Origin of the sequence: Sphaerisporangium sp. NPDC005288, from assembly GCF_040607475.1 — a bacterium.
In the GTDB taxonomy this organism is placed as follows: Bacteria; Actinomycetota; Actinomycetes; order Streptosporangiales; family Streptosporangiaceae; genus Sphaerisporangium; species Sphaerisporangium rhizosphaerae.
Genome location: NZ_JBEXGT010000012.1, coordinates 177,760 through 193,693, shown reverse-complemented (window position 1 = coordinate 193,693; position 15,934 = coordinate 177,760). Strand labels below are relative to the sequence as shown.

Below are 15,934 nucleotides of genomic sequence, written 5' to 3'. Positions count from 1 at the left end.
GGTGCCGGTTACTTCCGGCATGCACCGGGGTGGAGTGCCGTGCCCGGTGGACGGGTGCCGGTTACTTCCGGCATGCACCGGGGTGGAGTGCCGTGCCCGGTGGACGGGTGCCGGTTACTTCCGGCATGCACCGGGGTGGAGTGCCGTGGCTGGTGAACGGGTGCCGGTTACTTCCGGCATGCACCGGGGTGGAGTGCCGTGGCTGGTGAACGGGCGTCGGTTACTTCCGGCATGCACCGGGGTGGAGTGCCGTGGCTGGTGAACGGGTGCCGGTTACTTCCGGCACGCACCGGGGTGGAGAGCCGCGGCCGGTGAACGTGAGTTCACCGCATTAGGGGTGATGGGACAGGGGAGTAGGACCGGCGCTGCGGGTCCCGGCCCACCGGCCTTGTCATGGCAGAGCCCGGCGGTGGGTGCCTCAGGAGGTTCGTGAGGGGGACGGTATCGGGGAGGGGAAGCCGGGGAATCCGTCGGCGGGGAAGCCGCCCACGGTGCCCGGCAGCTCGACCTGGTCGCCTGCCGCCAGGCCGGAGGTGACCTCGACGTACTGGTCGCCCCGCACGCCGAGCTCGACCGCGCGCTCGACGGTTCGCCCGCCGTCGCGGACCAGGACCGTCGCGACGCCGTCCGCCCGGGTGCGCACGGCCTGCGCGGGCACGTACACCGCGTCCCGCGCCTGGTCCAGCGTCACCTGGACGGTGGCCGACTGCCCGAGCAGTAGTCCCTTGGGCCGGCGGACGAAGGCGATGTCCACCCCGTACTGGACGAGCCGGTTCGTCGCGGTCGCGGTCACGTCGATGTGGGCGACCTTGCCGCGGTAGGCGACGCCGGGCCGGGTGGCCAGGGACACGGTCGCGGGCTGGCCGACCTTCAGACGCACCACGTCGGTCTGGGAGAACATGGCCTGCACCTGCAGCTCGTCGAGATCGCCGAGCGTGATGAACGGCGACCCGGCCGTGGCCGCCGCGCCGGCCGCGCCGGAGACCGTCAAGATCGTGCCCTTGGCGGGCGCCTTGATCGTCACTCCGGCCAGCGCCTCCTCGGTCCGCCGCAGGGTCGTCTCGGCCTTGGCGATGTTCGCCTCCGCCTCGGTCACCGTGGTCACCGCCTGACCGCCCTGCCGGTTCTCACCACCCTGGACACCCCGGCCACTCTGACCGGCCAGGCCGGCGCGCCCGGTCCGACCGGCCTGGCCGGACCGTCCGCTCCGTCCGCTCCGTCCGCTCTGGCCGTTGCCGTCGCGGCCGTTCTGCCCGTCATGACCCTGCGGGTTCCCGTCGGGACGGCCGTCCTGGCCGGTCGGCGTACCGCAGGTGGGGGTGGGACGCGGGGCCGGCGTGCCGCTGTCCTGCGGGCCGGGCGCCGAACCGGTCGGCGACGGGTCGACGGGGACGACGGTGGGAACGGGCCTCGGGGTGTGCGACCTCGTGTGGTCGGGCGTGGCCGTGGCCGAGGGCCGGGGCGTAGGAACACCGGACGGCGAGGCGACGGGGGTGGGAGTCGCGGAGGGCCTGGGAGGCGCGGACGGCGTAGGGCCGTGGGCTGCGCCCGGTCCGGAGGTGTGGGCTGCGCCCGGTCCGAAGGTGTGGGCTTCGCCCGGTCCGGAGGTGTGGGCTTCGCCCGGTCCGGAGGTGTGGGCTTCGCCCGGTCCGGGGGTGGGGGATTTGGCCGGCTCGAAGGTGTGGGGCCGGGCCGGTCCAGGGGTGGGGGTCCCGGTCGGTCTGGGGATGTGGGTTCCGGCCGGCTTCGGACCGTGCCGTCCTGCGGCCTTGTGGCCACCGGTGCCTCTGTCCCTCACATCGTCCGAGGCGGACGGCCGTGCGGCGGAGGCCGTCGGCCGTGGTGTGGAGAGGGACCGTCGAGGGGTGGCCGGCTTGGACGATCGTGGCGATCTCGTCCTGGACGGTCGCGGAGTCGGAGTTGTAGTCGGAGTCAAGGTCGGGGTGGGCGTCGGGCTAGGTGTGGGAGTGGGAGTGGGGGTGGGGGTGGGCTCAGGGTGGGGGGCGGCATCGTGTTCACGGGACGGCTCCCCGGCGTCGGCGTGATCGCCGCCGGTCACAGGGCCTTCGCCGCCGGCCGCACCGGCCCCCGGACCGCCTGTGGACCCGTGGCCGTCCGAGTAGGAGAGCGGGACGACGTCGGTCGCCGCGGCCAGGCGCACCGCGTTCGGCGTGATGGTGAACCCCACGCTGGGAACGGCGCTCGGCGAGGGGGTGGCGGGGGCCGCTGATCCCGAAGGCCGCGGATTCGCACTGGTCTGCGGACACGCCGGCGTTCCCGTAGGCGAGACCGACGGCCCTCCGGAGGGCTGTCCGGTCGGTGTCGTGGAGGGGCGCCCGGTCGGTCCTCCGGAGGGCCGCCCGGTAGGAGTGCCGGAGGGTCGTGCGGAAGGGGCGCCCGAAGGTCGTCCGGTGGGAGTGCCCGAAGGACGTCCGGTCGGTCTCCCCGAGGGCTGCTGGGAAGGCCGTCCTGAGGGGACGCCGGAGGGCCGTCCTGAGGGGGCGCCGGAGGGGTGTCCTGAGGGGGTGCCGGAGGGCCGGCTGGTGGGGGTGCGGCCGGTGGGGGGTGGGGTGGCGGGGCCGGCTCGGTCGCGGGCGCCGGTGGGGGTGTTCTGGGCTTCCTCCAGTTTGTCGCGGGTCTCCTCCGCGGCGGCGAGGGCCGCCTTGGCGGCCGTGTGGTCCTCCTGGGCGATCGTGTCGTCGATGCGCGCGAGCACCTGCCCCTCGCGCACCTTCTGCCCGACCGAGACGTACACCTTCTCCACCGTGCCGTCCGCGCCGAAGGCCAGGTCGCGGATGTGGGCGTCCACGGTGCTGCCCGCCGCGGAGGCGCCGCTGACGATCGTGCCCCGCCTGGCCGACGCCAGCTCCACGCGGGCGGCCGTGGGGGCGTCGCCGCCGCCCAGGTAGACCAGCCCGGCGGCCGCCAGGACGACCCCGGCGAGCGCGAGTCCCCCGACGCGCGCGACGGTTGGCGGATTGCTCGATCTCATGCGGCCAATCCTGGTCACCGGACGTGACTCCAAGCTCAGCCCGGCCTGAGAGTTTCCTGTGTATCGCCCTCGCATGCGACCCTCCTGAGCTGCGGTTTCGATGCGCAGGGACAGGCAAGACGTGGCCCGGCGGTGTTCAGGCGCCCGCGAGACGCCCGGCCTTTCAGCAAACCTTCAGGGACGGCGGAGGTTGGCCCCAGCGGCGTGGTCCAGGCTCAGTGGTCGTGAAGCTGTCGACGAAGCGCAGAGCGCTGATCGTGAACGGCGCCCTCGGGGTGCTGTTGCTGGGAGGCGCGGGCGTCGCGTACGCCTCCCTGAACGGGGGCTCCTCCGCAGAGGCGGCGCCTTCCACCACGCCGGTCACCCGGGGCACCGTTCTGTCCTCGGTCTCGGCCTCCGGCGCGGTGGAGAGCGCGAACACCCGGTCGCTGAGCTTCGGCACGAGCGGCACGGTCGAGAAGATCTACGTCGAGAGCGGCGACAAGGTCACCAAGGGCCAGATCCTCGCCCGGGTCGACGACACGGCGGCCGAGGAGGACCTGGACGCCGCGGCGGCCTCCCTCAGTGCGGCCGAGGACGGCGACACCACCACCGCGTCGGGCTACTCGCAGTACATCCAGGCGAGGAACGCCTACCGGGACGCCAAGCGGACGCTGGACGGCACGGTGCTCAAGGCGCCGTTCGGCGGCACCATCACCGCCGTCAACGGCGCCGTCGGCGGCTCGTCCGCGGGGTCGGGCGGCTCCTCCACGGGTTCCTCGGGCGGTACGGGCTCCTCGGCCGGGTCGGGCGCGCGAGCGAGCGGATCGTCCGGCGGCTCCTCGGCGGGTTCGGGCGCCTCCGGCTCCTCCGGGTCATCGGGGTCCTCCGGTGGCTTCATCGACATCGCCGACACCAGGAGGCTCCAGGTCGTCGGCGACTTCACCGAGTCGGATGTGACCAAGCTGAAGTCCGGTCAGACCGCGACCGTCACCTTCGACGCCCTGCCCGGCGTCACGGCCTCCGGCAAGGTGACGGTGATCGACCCGGTGGCGCAGACCAGCAACAACGTGGTCCAGTACGCCGCCACGATCTCCCTCACCGACGTGCCGAAGACCGTGCGCCTGGGTCAGACGACGAGCGTCCAGGTGATCGTCGCCAAGGCGGACGACGTGCTGACCGTCCCCACCTCGGCGGTCAGGACGGCGGGCGGCCAGGCCACCGTCACCGTCCTGTCCAACGGCAGGCAGGTCGCCAAGACCGTCGAGGTCGGGGTGAAGGGGGACACGCTGACCGAGATCAGGTCCGGCCTGTCGGAGGGCGACGCGGTGGTGCGGAGCACGACGGCCGGCACGGGCGGCCTGCAGGGCGGCTTCCCCGGCGGTGGCTTCCCCGGCGGCGGCGCCGTCCGCATCGGCCGCGGCGGAGCAGGCCAGTGACCCCCTGGGAGAGCGCCGGCGGCGGCCGGGACGGCGCCGCGCCGCGCGCCGGTGGTCCGGACGGCGGCGTGCCGCGCCACGGGTCCGGCGTGCCGGTGCAGCACGCGGGCGGCCGCATCCCGCCCGTCCTCGACGTGCGGCGGGTCACGAAGGTCTACGGCGAGGGGGACACCGGCGTCCAGGCGCTGCGCGGCGTCACGCTCGCGGTCGAGCGGGGCGACTTCGTCGCCATCATGGGCGCCTCCGGCTCCGGCAAGTCGACGCTGATGAACATCCTCGGCTGCCTGGACGTGCCCAGCGCCGGCGCGTACCTCATCGACGGCACCGACGTCGGGGCGCTCGACGACCGGCAGCTGGCGATCCTGCGCAACCGGAAGATCGGCTTCGTCTTCCAGTCGTTCAACCTCATCCCCCGCATGACCGCGCTGGCCAACGTGGAGCTGCCTCTCGCGTACGGAGGGGTCGGCGCGGGCGCGCGCCGGCGGCGGGCCCTCGCGGCGCTGGACCAGGTGGGGCTGTCCGACCGCGTCCAGCACGAGCCGAACGAGCTGTCCGGCGGCCAGCAGCAGCGGGTCGCGGTCGCCCGCGCCCTGGTGACCGCGCCGTCGCTGCTGCTGGCCGACGAGCCGACCGGCAACCTGGACACCAAATCCACGGCCGACGTGCTGGCCATCCTCGACCGGCTGAGCGACGCCGGCCGCACGATCGTCCTGATCACGCACGAGGACGACGTGGCCACGCACGCCAAGCGGGTCGTCCGCCTGGTGGACGGCCAGGTCGTCGAGGACCGGCGGCAGGCTCCCGTCGACGGACCGCCGCCCCGGCTGTCCTCCCAGGTGGTGAGGGACCGATGAACGCCCTGGAAATCCTGCGCTTCGCCGTGCGCGGCCTCACGGCCAACAAGATGCGCAGCGCGCTGACCACGCTGGGCATCCTGATCGGCGTCGCGGCGGTCATCATGCTGGTCGCCGTCGGCGAGGGCTCCTCGCAGGCGATCCAGCAGAACATCCAGCGACTGGGCTCCAACACCCTCACCGTTATGCAGTCGTTCACCGGCGGCGGAGCGCGTGGCGGGGGTGGCGGCGGGGGTGGCGGAGGGTTCTTCGGCCTGGGCGGCGGGGGCGGCAGGAACCAGCAGCAGGCCGCCACCGGCCCGCGCACCCAGGCCAAGGAGCTGACCCTGGACGATGCCAGGGCGCTGGCCGACCCGGCGAACACCCCGTCGGTCAAAAGCGTGTCCCCCGTCGTCACGGCCTCGGCGCAGACGGCGACCTACCAGGGGGCGAGCCACGCGATCGCGCAGCTCGTCGGCACCTACCCCAGCTACTTCGAGGCCTCGAACAAGCCGGTGGACAAGGGGTCGTACTTCTTCAACGAGGACGTGCTGGCCGCCCGCAAGATCATCGTCATCGGGCGGACGGTGGCCGACGACCTGTTCGGCTCCGTGGATCCCGTCGGCCGGCAGATCACGATCAGCGGGGTGCCGTTCACGGTCGTGGGCGTGCTCAAGACCGCCGGGTCGGCCGGCTTCCAGGACGCCGACGACGTCGCGGTCGCGCCCCTTCCGGCCGTGCAGCAGAGCCTCACCGGGTTCGGGCCGCTCGGCCAGATCATCGTCCAGGCCAAGAGCGCGACGGCGGTCGACGCGGCCCAGTCGGAGATCACCCAGACCCTCGACCAGCGGCACGGCATCACCGGCACCGCAACCGCCGACTACCGGATCCTCAACCAGGCGACGCTGCAGGAGACGGTCAGCGCCGCGACCGGCACCTTCACCGTGCTGCTGGGGGCCGTCGCCGCGATCAGCCTGCTGGTGGGCGGCATCGGCATCACCAACATCATGCTCGTGACCGTGACCGAGCGGACCCGCGAGATCGGCATCCGCAAGGCCATCGGCGCGCCGCGCGGCGCGATCCTCGGCCAGTTCCTCGCCGAGGCCACGATGCTGAGCCTGATCGGCGGGCTGCTCGGCGTGGCCATCGCGCTGATCGGCACCAGGTTCACCATCGCCGGCGTGCGGCCGGTCGTGGTGCCGACGTCGATCGTGCTGGCTCTCGGCGTCTCGGTCGCGATCGGCCTGTTCTTCGGCAGCTATCCGGCGAACCGGGCGGCGAAGCTGCGTCCCATCGAAGCGCTGCGGCACGAGTGACGTAGGGCCGTCGCACAAGGAGTGATCATGAGTACGAGCAGGCGCAAGCCGTACACGACGGAGGAACCGGTGACGGCGCACGAGCTGCTTTCGACCTCGCCCTTCGAGGACGACCTGGACGACGAACTCGCGGCCCGCCCCGAGCGGCGCCGGATGTCCACGCTGACCATGGCCCTCGCCGCGGCCGTGCTGCTGGTGGCGGGCATGGTCGTGGGCATCCAGCTCCAGAAGCTCTGGGGCGCGGCGAGCTCCCGGCAGGCCGCGATCCAGGGCCTGCTGGCCGGCGGGGGCGGCGGCGCGGGCGCCGGGCAGCGGGCCGGCGGGGGCGGCAGGTTCGGCTTCCCCGGCGCGGGCCAGGGCCAGGGCAGGAACGGAGGGCAGGGACAGGCGGGCGCCGGGGGCGCGGGCGGCGCGTTCGGCAATCTCACGGTCGGCACGGTCAAGCTCGTCGACGGCGGCAAGATCTACCTGGAGACCACCGGAGGCGGCATCGTCACGGTCAGGACCTCTGACGGCACCAAGGTGCAGGTCAGCAAGGAAGGCAAGGTCAAGGACCTCAAGCCGGGCAGCACCATCGTCGTGCAGGGCGAGCGCGGCAGCGACGGCTCGGTCACCGCCACCTCGGTGAACCAGGGCGGCGCCGGCGGCTTCGCCGGCCCCCGCGGACGCGGCTGATGGACGCCCCAGCACGCCCCGGCCCCCCGGCGAGCCCCGCCTCCACCGCACGGGGTGCCTTTCCAGCACGCCCCGGCTCCTGGGCGCGCGATGCCTTCCCGGTGCAGGGAGGTCCGCATGTCCGGTGAGGCCAAGCTGCTCATCGTCGACGACGAGCCGAACATCCGCGAGCTGCTGTCGGCGACGCTGCGCTACGCGGGGTTCGACGTCGTGACCGCCGCGGACGGGCGCGAGGCCGTGCAGCTCGTCGACCGCGTCCGGCCCGACCTGGTGGTTCTGGACGTGATGCTGCCGGACATGGACGGCTTCGCCGTGGCGAACCGGCTGCGTGCCGGCGGCAGGCGCACCCCGGTTCTCTTCCTCACCGCGCGGGACGAGACCGAGCACAAGCTGACCGGGCTCGGGCTCGGCGACGACTACGTGACCAAGCCGTTCAGCCTGGAGGAGGTGCTGGCCAGGATCCGGGCCGTGCTGCGCCGCACGCGAGGCGACCTTGACCTGCCCACGCGGCTCCAGGTGGCCGATCTCGAGCTGGACGAGGAGGGCCACCAGGTGTGGCGCGGGGGCGTCCGGGTGAAGCTGTCGCCGACCGAGTACAAGCTGCTGCACTACTTCATGGTCAACGCCGGGCGGGTGCTGTCCAAGGCGCAGATCCTCGACCACGTCTGGAACTACGACTTCGGCGGGGACCGGAACGTGGTGGAGTCCTACGTCTCCTACCTGCGGCGCAAGGTCGACACCGTCGAGCCGCGGCTGATCCACACGCTCCGGGGAGTGGGCTACGTCCTGCGCGCCCCACGCCGGTGACCGTCCTGCCGCACCTCGGATGAGCGCACGATGAGCCCGGCCCGCAGGATGAGCCCGATCCGTGCGACGAGCGCGCTCCGCAGGATGATCCCGGTCTGGGCGATCAGCCCGGTCCGCAGGATGATCCCGGTCCGTGCGATCAGCCCGGTTCGTGCGATGAGACGGTGGGCGGCCCGGTCGCCGTTGTGGCTGCGCCTGGTCGCGGGGACGCTGGCGCTGGTCACCCTCGCCATCGCGCTGACGGGTGGCGCCGCCGTCCAGCTCCTGCGCGGCTACCTCGTCGACCGGGTCGACCAGCAACTGCGGGTGGCCGCGGAGCTGCGGCGCGACCCGGCGGTGCAGCAGCAGGTACGCGACGTGACCCGCCCGCTCAAGCAGTTCGGCCTGTTCTACATGGCCGTGCTCCGGCCGGACGGCGGCGTCGAGCGCACCCTGCAGGAGCCGCCCGGCTCCTCACCGCCGGTGCTGTCTCCGGCCCAGGCCGGCGGGGCGGCCTCCGCGCGGCCCCGCCCGTTCACCGTGGAGTCCGGCGAGGGGACGCGCTGGCGGGCGATCGTGGTCGCCGACGACCGGCGGATCCGCGTGATCGCCGTCCGGATGGACGACATCGACGCCACCGTCACCCGGCTCGCCGTCATCGTCGCCAGCGTCGGCGGCGGCGCGCTGCTGGCCCTGGGCCTGGCCTGCAACTGGCTGGTCCGGCGCAGCCTGCGTCCCCTGGGGGAGATCGAGCGGACCGCCGGCGCCATCGCCGGCGGCGACCTGTCCCGCCGCCTGCCCCCGCGGCACCGCCGGACGGAGATGGGACGGCTCGGCAGGGCCATCAACGGCATGCTCGCCCAGATCGAGGCCGCCTTCGACGACCGCGAGGCCTCCGAGATCGCCGCGCGCAAGTCGGCCTTCGAGGCCCGCCGGTCGGAGGACCGCATGCGCAGGTTCGTCGCCGACGCCTCCCACGAGCTGCGAACCCCGCTGACCTCCATCAGAGGCTTCGCCGAGCTCTACCGGCACGAGGCCCCGAGCCTTGAGGAGGCGGCCAGGCTGCTGCGCCGCATCGAGGACGAGGCCACCCGCATGGGCCTCCTCGTGGACGACCTGCTGCTGCTCGCCCGCCTCGACCAGCAGCGCCCGCTCGACCGGCAGCCGGTCGACGTGCTCAGCGTGGCCGCCGGGGCCGTCCTGGACGCCCAGACGCTCGCGCCGGACCGCGAGATCGACCTGGTGCGCCTGGACGGCTCCGACGGGACGGTCACCGTGACCGGCGACGAGGCGCGGCTGCGCCAGGTGGTCGCCAACCTGGTCGGCAACGTCCTGCGGCACACCCCCGCCGGCACCGCGTTCCGCGTCGGCGTGGGCAACCTGGACGGGCACGTCGTCATCGAGGTGGCCGACGAGGGGCCGGGGCTGCCGGTCCAGGACGCCGAGCGGGTGTTCGAGCGCTTCTACCGCGCCGACCCTTCGCGCACGCGCAATGGGGTGGGCGGGACGGGGCTCGGCCTGTCCATCGCGGCCGCCCTGGTCCAGGCCCACGGAGGCGTGATCACCCTCGACAGCGACCCCGGCCGCGGCGCCACCTTCCGCGTCGCCCTGCCCACCGACGCGACCCCGTCCTGACCGCGCCGGGGCCCGGTGGTTGACAGCGGAAATTCAGCTTTGTCGTACCTGGCGCTGAGTTTGGTGGCCTTCCATGGATACCGCCAGAGTCCCTCGGTCCCCCGATGGAGTTCACTTCGTGAATGCGTTGCCTCATGTCCTCGGCGTCGCCGCGGTGGCCACCGTCCTGCTGGCGTCCGGCTGTGGTTCCGACTCCGCCACGACCGGCGCCCAGCCTGCACCGGGCCGGACCGGTGGCGCTCCCGCCGCGTTCGTCGAGTGCATGCGTAAGAACGGCGTGAACATGCCCACAGGCCGCCCTGGCGGCGCACCCACGGCTCAGCCGGGCGGTTCCCCGTCAGCTCGGCCGAGCGGCGGACCGAGGGGCTTCGGCACCATGTCACCGCAGATCCGCAAGGCGTTCGAGGCGTGCCGCTCGCTGATGCCGCAGGGCCGCGCGGGTCAGGGCGGCCGGCGCGGCGGCTTCGACCCCTCGGCGCTCGCGGCCTTCCGGTCCTGCATGAAGGACAACGGCGCCGACCTGCCGGCCGGCGGCGGAGTGCGCCGATTCGACACCAAGGACCCGGCCGTCGCCAAGGCCCTGGAGAAGTGCCGCCCCCTCCTGCCCACCCCGGCCGCCACCCCGACGGCAGGTTGAAGCCGTTCGTCCACGATTGTCCGGCGGTCCGTCCGCTTCGGCGTCTGATCTCCGCCGTAGGCGTGGTCCCAGCCGCCGAATCCGCGCCGATGGCCGCCTTCAGCGTCCCGTGCAGAGAGCCCCGCGAGAGACGGGAAGCCCACCGCGCGCCGAGCCCCGGCCGTGGTCGGCCGCGGCCCGGCGTACTCGGGACGTGGTCAGCCGGGGAACGCCCCGGTGAAGCCGGGGAAGCTCCCGGTGAGCAGGGCCCAGCCCTCCGGCCAGTCGCCGAGGCCGGAGTCGGCGTTGATATGACCCTTGCGTCCGATGGGCACCAGCTCCGCGCCGATGGCGGCGGCGACCTCGGCGGCGTGCCCCGGGGAGCCGTACGGGTCGTCGTCGCTGGCGACCACGACCGTCCTGAACGGCAGCCGCCGGTGCTTCGGCGCGTCGAAGCCCACCGCCTGCGCGGGGAAGTCCGGCCCGTGCACGTCGGGCACGGCGACCAGGAAGGCGCCGGCCACGTCGTCGTTCTTGTGCTGCGCGGCCCACTCGGTCACCAGCGTGCAGCCGAGGCTGTGCGCGACGAGGATCACGGGACCCTCGACCGCGCGCAGGGCCTGGTCGAACTCGCGCACCCACACGTCGCGGACCGGGGCGTCCCAGGAGGAGTGTTCCACCCAAAGGCCGCCCGGCACCCGGGCGTGCCAGATGGCCTGCCAGTGGCCCGGGCCGGAGTTGCCGATTCCGGCCAGGTACACCAGGGCGGGACCGCGCGTGGCGTCCATGCTCAGACCTCGTACTCGACGCCGACGCCGTCGAAGCGCAGGCGGTCCTGGATGGCGACGCGTTCGTCGTTCTTGTCGTAGCCGGACAGCAGGCCGGCCTCCATCAGCCGGATGACGATCTGCGAGCTCACCTCCCGCACCCCGGAGTCGCTGAGCTGCTTGATCAGGGTCTTGTAGCTCACCGTCTCCTTGACGACGCCCTGGAAGATCTCGCGCTGCTCCTCCTCCACCGGGAACTTGATCATGTCGGTGCCGTCCTCGTTGGCCAGCACCTGCTTGCGCTCCAGCCGGAAGCTCGTCGGCTCGACCTTGTAGTACGGCTTGAGCCGCACCTCGTCGCCGGCCCACCGCAGCCGCGTGATGCGGTTCAACTGCTTGGTGAGACCGCTGATCCAGCGCATCCGGGCGAAGCCGAGCTCGTTCTCGGAGAACTCGTCGCTCAGCTCCTTCCGCTGATGCCGGCCGATGGCGATCATCGTGGACGCCCGGTCCCGGAAGTCGGCCACCGACGTCGTCGGGTTCTCGAGGTCGTCCTGGACCAGCCGGTCGAACCAGCGCAGGCGGGACAGCCGGGCGTCGTCGGACTCGCTGATCCGGCGCTTGCGCCAGAACTCCGACTCCGGCTCGGTGAAGGAGGCGAAGGTGTAGAACGAGGCGAGGAACTCGTGGTACTGCTCGTAGGTCTCGCGGTAGCTGCGGTTGTACCAGGCGTGGACCTCCTCGCGCTCCTCCTCGTGCCGCGTGATCCGGTCGATCGCGGACGCCGCGCTGACCGCCGACTGCGTGGCCAGGTGGACGCCCTGGGAGAACAGCGGGTCGGTGAAGCACGCCGCGTCGCCGCACAGGAAGTAGGCGCCGCCGGAGAACCATTCGGAGTCGTAGGACCAGTCGTGGACGATGCGCACCTCGTCGACCATCTCGGCGTCCCCGAGGATGGCGGTGGCCCGGACGGCCTGGGCCAGGGTCTCGCGGTAGAAGCGGTCGGGGCCCAGCTCCTTGACCTCGCTCGCCTTGGAGCGGTCTACCACCAGGCCGACGCTGTAGAGGTCGCCCTTGAGGGGGATCATCCACACCCAGCCGTCCTGGAAGGTGATGGAGAAGGTGGTGCCCTTGAGGTCGCCCTCGAACGGCTGCTTGCACCTGAAGTAGGACCACACCGCGAAGTTCTTGTAGAACTCGTCGTAGCGGCGGACCTTGAGCTGCCGCGCCAGCGGGCTGCCCGCGCCGCCGGCGTCGATGACGAAGTCGCTCTCGACCACGCGAGAGTCCTCGCCCTGCCGTACCGTCAGCGAGACGCGGCCGGGGTCGGAGATGTCCACGTCGCTCACGGCGGCGCCCTCGAAGACGGAGATGCCGCGCTCGCGGACCTCGTCGAGCAGCAGGGCGTCGAACTCCTCGCGCTTGACCTGGATGGCGTGGTCGAAGACCCACGGGGCCGTCTTGGGGGTGGCGAAGGAGAAGGTCCAGGGCGCCTGGTCCTGGCCCCACAGGAAGGTCGCCGAGGGCTTCTTCACGAAGCCGGCCGCGTCGATCTTCTCCTGCAGGCCCAGCCGGTTGAGGATCGACAGCGTTCCGGGCAGGAACGACTCGCCGATCCGATATCGGGGGAAGTGGCCCTTCTCGTAGACCTCGACCTCGTGGCCGAGCTTGTTCAGGGTCAGGGCGGCCACGCACCCGGCGGGACCCGCGCCGATCACGGTGACCTTCGCTCGCTTCATCATTGCCTTCCTCAGGACGTCTTGATCGACTTGATGCGGTTGGGAACCAGGTGGGAGTGGCCGCTCGGCGCGTCCTCGAACAGGGTGATGCCGGCCTGGAACCTGCTGCCGCTGCCCGCGTCCACCCCGGGGGCGACGGTGCAGCTCAGGCCGAAGAAGTTGTCGTCACCGATCTCGACGCCGCTCCCGCAGTGGAAGTTGGGCGCGAGGAAGTTGTTCGAGCCGATGCGCGAGTGGTGCCCGATGGAGCAGTGGTAGTGGACGATGTTGAACCCGCCGAGAACGGCGCCCGCGCCGATGTAACAGTCAGGCCCGATGATGTTTCCGGGGCCGAGGAGTTGCGCGGGGTCGACCCGGGCCGCCGGGTGCACGACGTTGACCACGTCGAGGTCGTGGTCGTCGACCAGGCCGTCGATCAGCCGCCGCCGCTCGGCCGGGTCGGTGAGGGCGAGCACGACGCGGACGCCGGGGTGGGGCTCGAAGTCCGCGAACGGGACGCAGCGTTCCAGGGGCGCGTGCACGGGCTCTCCGGGAACGGCCAGGTAGCGTGCCACGCGGTGGTCGTGGTGCCCGGCGGCGACCAGGTCGTCGAGGTAGCGGGTGACCTCGACCGCGAACGTCCCCGCCCCGATCACGACGAGAGCGGCGTCGGTCATGGCGTCGACCTCTTCTTCTTGAACCGCTCGGACACGGTGACCGAGTCGATCAGGTTGACCTTGGTGGGCATCTTGAAGGCGTCGACCTTGCCGGTGAGGAAGTCGGCGACGTGCCTGCGCAGCTCCGCGCGGGTCATCTCGCCGCGCGGCCTGACGTCCGCGCACACCGACTGCCCGGTGATGGCGTTGGGCCTGCCGTAGACCACGCAGTCGTCGATGAGCGGGCTGCCGAGCAGGATCGACTCCAGCTCCAGCGGCAGCACCTTCTCGCCGCCGACGTTGATGACCTCCGTGGCGCGGCCCTTGACGGTCATGTAGCCGTCGGCGTTCTGCTCGACCAGGTCGCCGGTGCGGAACCAGCCGTCCTCGGTGAGCGCGTCGCTGGGGTAGTTGAGGTAGCCGAGGAACTGGGTGCGGCTCTTGAGCTGCAGCTCGCCGTCGACGACGCGGTGCTGGACGTTCGCGTCGTCGATCCGGAAGTAGGTGCTCCGCGAGGACTCGCTGGTGGTCGTCGAGATCCCGGTCTCGCTGGTGCCGAACGTCTGCAGCAGCCTGACCCCGGGGAAGGCGGCGTTGACCCGCGCGAGCAGTTCCTGCGGCATCGGCTCGGTGCCGTAGGTGATCAGGCGCAGGCTGCTGAGGTCGTACTCGCGGTGGTAGCCGCCGATCAGGATCAGATTCAGGAACGTCGGGCTGGTGGGCAGCAGCCTGATCTTGTGCTTCTCGATGAGCGCGCAGATCTCCTCCGGCGTGCGGCGCCGGGGCACGATGGCGGCCCCGCCCATGCGCAGGGCGCCGAGCAGCGAGTTGAGGCCGCCGATGTGGTCGAAGAGCAGGAACATCAGGATGTTGGCGGGGCGGCCCGCCGTCCGCGCCCGGGTGCCGAGCTTCTCGGCGATGATCGCGTCCAGGTCGTGCAGGATCGCCTTGGGCTCGCCGGTGCTGCCGCTGCTCAGCAGGACCAGGCCGGAGGCCCCGGCGGCGATCAGAGAGTCGTAGGCGCCGGTGGCGGGCGCCCCGGCGATCGCCTCGATCTCCACCTCCGCGCCCACCCGCATCAGGTGCCGCGGCGAGCAGGACCTGGTGACGGTGGCGAGCACCGGGTCGGTGAGGCTCACCACGGGCACCAGGACGTTCCGGTTGAGGTAGAGCGCCAGAAGCGCCGCGATCGAGCGGAAGGAGAAGTCGCCGTTGAGCACCACGACGTCGTGGGGCGGCACCCGGTGCTCCGCCAGGAACGTTCCCAGCCGCCGGATCTCGTCGGCCAGATCGCGGTAGCCGTAGGCCGCGTCGGCGTCGACGACCGCGGTGCGGTCGCCGAGTTCGTCGAACCGGGCGAGGATCGCGTCCCGCATTTCAGTGAACACCCCCAAGGAAGAGCGTCTCGCCCGTGACGAACGAGGACTCCGGAGAGATCAGGAACTCGACCGGCCCGGTGATGTCGGCCATCGTGCACATGCGTTTCAGCGTCTGCCGCCCGATCAGGGCGTCGATCTTCTCTCTGGGCACGGTGCGGGTGAGGACGGTGTGCACCGGCGGCAGGCCGATGCCGTTCACCCGGATGCCGAGATCGGCGACCTCTTTGCTCATCACCCGCGTGAGCTGCTCGACCGCGCTCTTGCTGGCCGAGTAGACCAGTTGCCCGGCCAGCGCCCAGGGGACGGCGACGGTGGAGACGTTGAGGAGGGCCGGGGAGCCGCTGCTCTTCTGGAGCAGCTTGACGCTCTCGCGGGAGCAGTTCAGCACCGCGAAGAAGTTGACGTCGAAGATCCGCCGGGCGACGTCCTCGGGCGTCATCATGAAGTGGTTCATGGTGGCGACCCCGGCGTTGTTGACGACGGCGTCGAGGTACCCGTGCTCGGCCCGGACGGCCCGGCACATCGCCTTGATCCCTCTGCTGTCGGTGAGGTCCACTTCGTGGTGGCGGTAGCCGGGATGCTCGATGGTGGAGGGCCTGCGGCTGCACCCCACCACGTGGTGGCCGCGGGCGAGGAAGTGCTCGGCCAGGGCCTTGCCGATGCCGGTCCGGGTGCCGGTGATCATTATGATCATGATGCGGTGCGGCCCGCCCCGTCCGTCCGGTCCGTCGTGGTCACCGGCTCAGCCGCCCAGCCGCACCGGCTCGGCGTCCGCACCGGGCGCCTCGCCGGCGTCGCCCCCGGCGAGCCGCATCTCCTCCTCGATGAAGTCGATCAGCCGCCGGACGCTGCTGAACGGGCTCATCCGGCGGGAGACGGCCTTCTCCGAGGTCAGCGAGATCTCCACGTCGTACTCGTCCTCCAGTTCCTCCTCCACCCGGGCGAGGAAGTTGACCAGGTGCATGGAGTCGAACACCCCCGCGTCGCCGTAGAGCACCACGCCGGGCAGGTTCTCGGTCGGGATCTTCTCGCCCCTGCGCTCGTTGAGCTCCTCGACGACGCCGGTGATCAACTCGAGCAGTCGGTCGTGCATGACGGTGCCTTTCGTTCGGGCTGGACGAGCGGACTTCCTGCCCGCCCCGT

The 15,934-nt window shown here is 72.0% G+C and carries 14 protein-coding genes; 7 read left to right on the top strand and 7 right to left on the bottom strand.

The genetic code is table 11. From position 1 onward, the window contains the following. Positions 1-418 precede the first annotated feature (418 nt). Positions 419-2,992, bottom strand: coding sequence for an efflux RND transporter periplasmic adaptor subunit (locus tag ABZU32_RS14410; protein ID WP_354921864.1), 2,574 nt, complete (start codon positions 2,990-2,992; stop codon positions 419-421). Between the two features lie 224 nt (positions 2,993-3,216). Between ABZU32_RS14410 and ABZU32_RS14405 the strand changes: the two genes are divergently transcribed. From ABZU32_RS14405 to ABZU32_RS14375, 7 genes are all read left to right on the top strand, one after another. Next, positions 3,217-4,410 (top strand): efflux RND transporter periplasmic adaptor subunit, encoded by a 1,194-nt coding sequence (locus ABZU32_RS14405; RefSeq protein ID WP_354921861.1) that lies wholly within the window; start codon positions 3,217-3,219, stop codon positions 4,408-4,410. 116 nt (positions 4,411-4,526) lie between these two features. Then, positions 4,527-5,264, top strand: coding sequence for an ABC transporter ATP-binding protein (locus ABZU32_RS14400; RefSeq protein ID WP_354921876.1), 738 nt, complete (start codon positions 4,527-4,529; stop codon positions 5,262-5,264). Next, positions 5,261-6,559: an ABC transporter permease gene (locus ABZU32_RS14395; protein ID WP_354921858.1), complete on the top strand. Its 1,299-nt coding sequence runs from the start codon at positions 5,261-5,263 to the stop codon at positions 6,557-6,559. The genes ABZU32_RS14400 and ABZU32_RS14395 overlap by 4 nt, the downstream gene beginning before the upstream one ends. Before the next feature lie 27 nt (positions 6,560-6,586). After that, the gene (locus ABZU32_RS14390; protein WP_354921855.1) at positions 6,587-7,234 is read left to right on the top strand and encodes a hypothetical protein; all 648 of its coding nucleotides are present in this window, start codon (positions 6,587-6,589) and stop codon (positions 7,232-7,234) included. Between the two features lie 117 nt (positions 7,235-7,351). Further along, positions 7,352-8,041: a response regulator transcription factor gene (locus tag ABZU32_RS14385; protein WP_354921853.1), complete on the top strand. Its 690-nt coding sequence runs from the start codon at positions 7,352-7,354 to the stop codon at positions 8,039-8,041. Between the two features lie 48 nt (positions 8,042-8,089). Further along, the gene (locus ABZU32_RS14380; protein WP_354921850.1) at positions 8,090-9,655 is read left to right on the top strand and encodes a HAMP domain-containing sensor histidine kinase; all 1,566 of its coding nucleotides are present in this window, start codon (positions 8,090-8,092) and stop codon (positions 9,653-9,655) included. A gap of 118 nt (positions 9,656-9,773) precedes the next feature. Then, on the top strand, positions 9,774-10,292 hold the full coding sequence (locus tag ABZU32_RS14375) for a hypothetical protein (RefSeq protein ID WP_354921847.1): 519 nt from the start codon (positions 9,774-9,776) through the stop codon (positions 10,290-10,292). Positions 10,293-10,489: 197 nt separating this feature from the next. Here the strand turns inward: ABZU32_RS14375 and ABZU32_RS14370 are convergent, their stop codons facing one another. From ABZU32_RS14370 to ABZU32_RS14345, 6 genes are read right to left on the bottom strand one after another with little or no spacing between them, the layout of a single operon-like run. After that, a complete protein-coding gene (locus ABZU32_RS14370) occupies positions 10,490-11,059 on the bottom strand; it encodes an alpha/beta fold hydrolase (protein WP_354921844.1) in 570 nt (189 codons plus the stop codon). Between the two features lie 2 nt (positions 11,060-11,061). Beyond that, positions 11,062-12,780: a chloramphenicol-biosynthetic FADH2-dependent halogenase CmlS gene (cmlS, locus tag ABZU32_RS14365; protein ID WP_354921841.1), complete on the bottom strand. Its 1,719-nt coding sequence runs from the start codon at positions 12,778-12,780 to the stop codon at positions 11,062-11,064. 8 nt (positions 12,781-12,788) lie between these two features. Beyond that, positions 12,789-13,433, bottom strand: a complete 645-nt coding sequence (locus tag ABZU32_RS14360; protein ID WP_354921838.1) for a hypothetical protein — start codon at positions 13,431-13,433, stop codon at positions 12,789-12,791. Next, positions 13,430-14,788: an AMP-binding protein gene (locus ABZU32_RS14355; protein WP_354921835.1), complete on the bottom strand. Its 1,359-nt coding sequence runs from the start codon at positions 14,786-14,788 to the stop codon at positions 13,430-13,432. The genes ABZU32_RS14360 and ABZU32_RS14355 overlap by 4 nt, the downstream gene beginning before the upstream one ends. A gap of 1 nt (position 14,789) precedes the next feature. Beyond that, on the bottom strand, positions 14,790-15,476 hold the full coding sequence (locus tag ABZU32_RS14350) for an SDR family oxidoreductase (RefSeq protein WP_354921833.1): 687 nt from the start codon (positions 15,474-15,476) through the stop codon (positions 14,790-14,792). Positions 15,477-15,533: 57 nt separating this feature from the next. Continuing rightward, positions 15,534-15,884 carry a hypothetical protein gene (locus tag ABZU32_RS14345; protein ID WP_354921830.1) on the bottom strand — a complete coding sequence of 117 codons (351 nt, stop codon included), beginning with the start codon at positions 15,882-15,884 and terminating at the stop codon, positions 15,534-15,536. Positions 15,885-15,934: the final 50 nt, after the last annotated feature.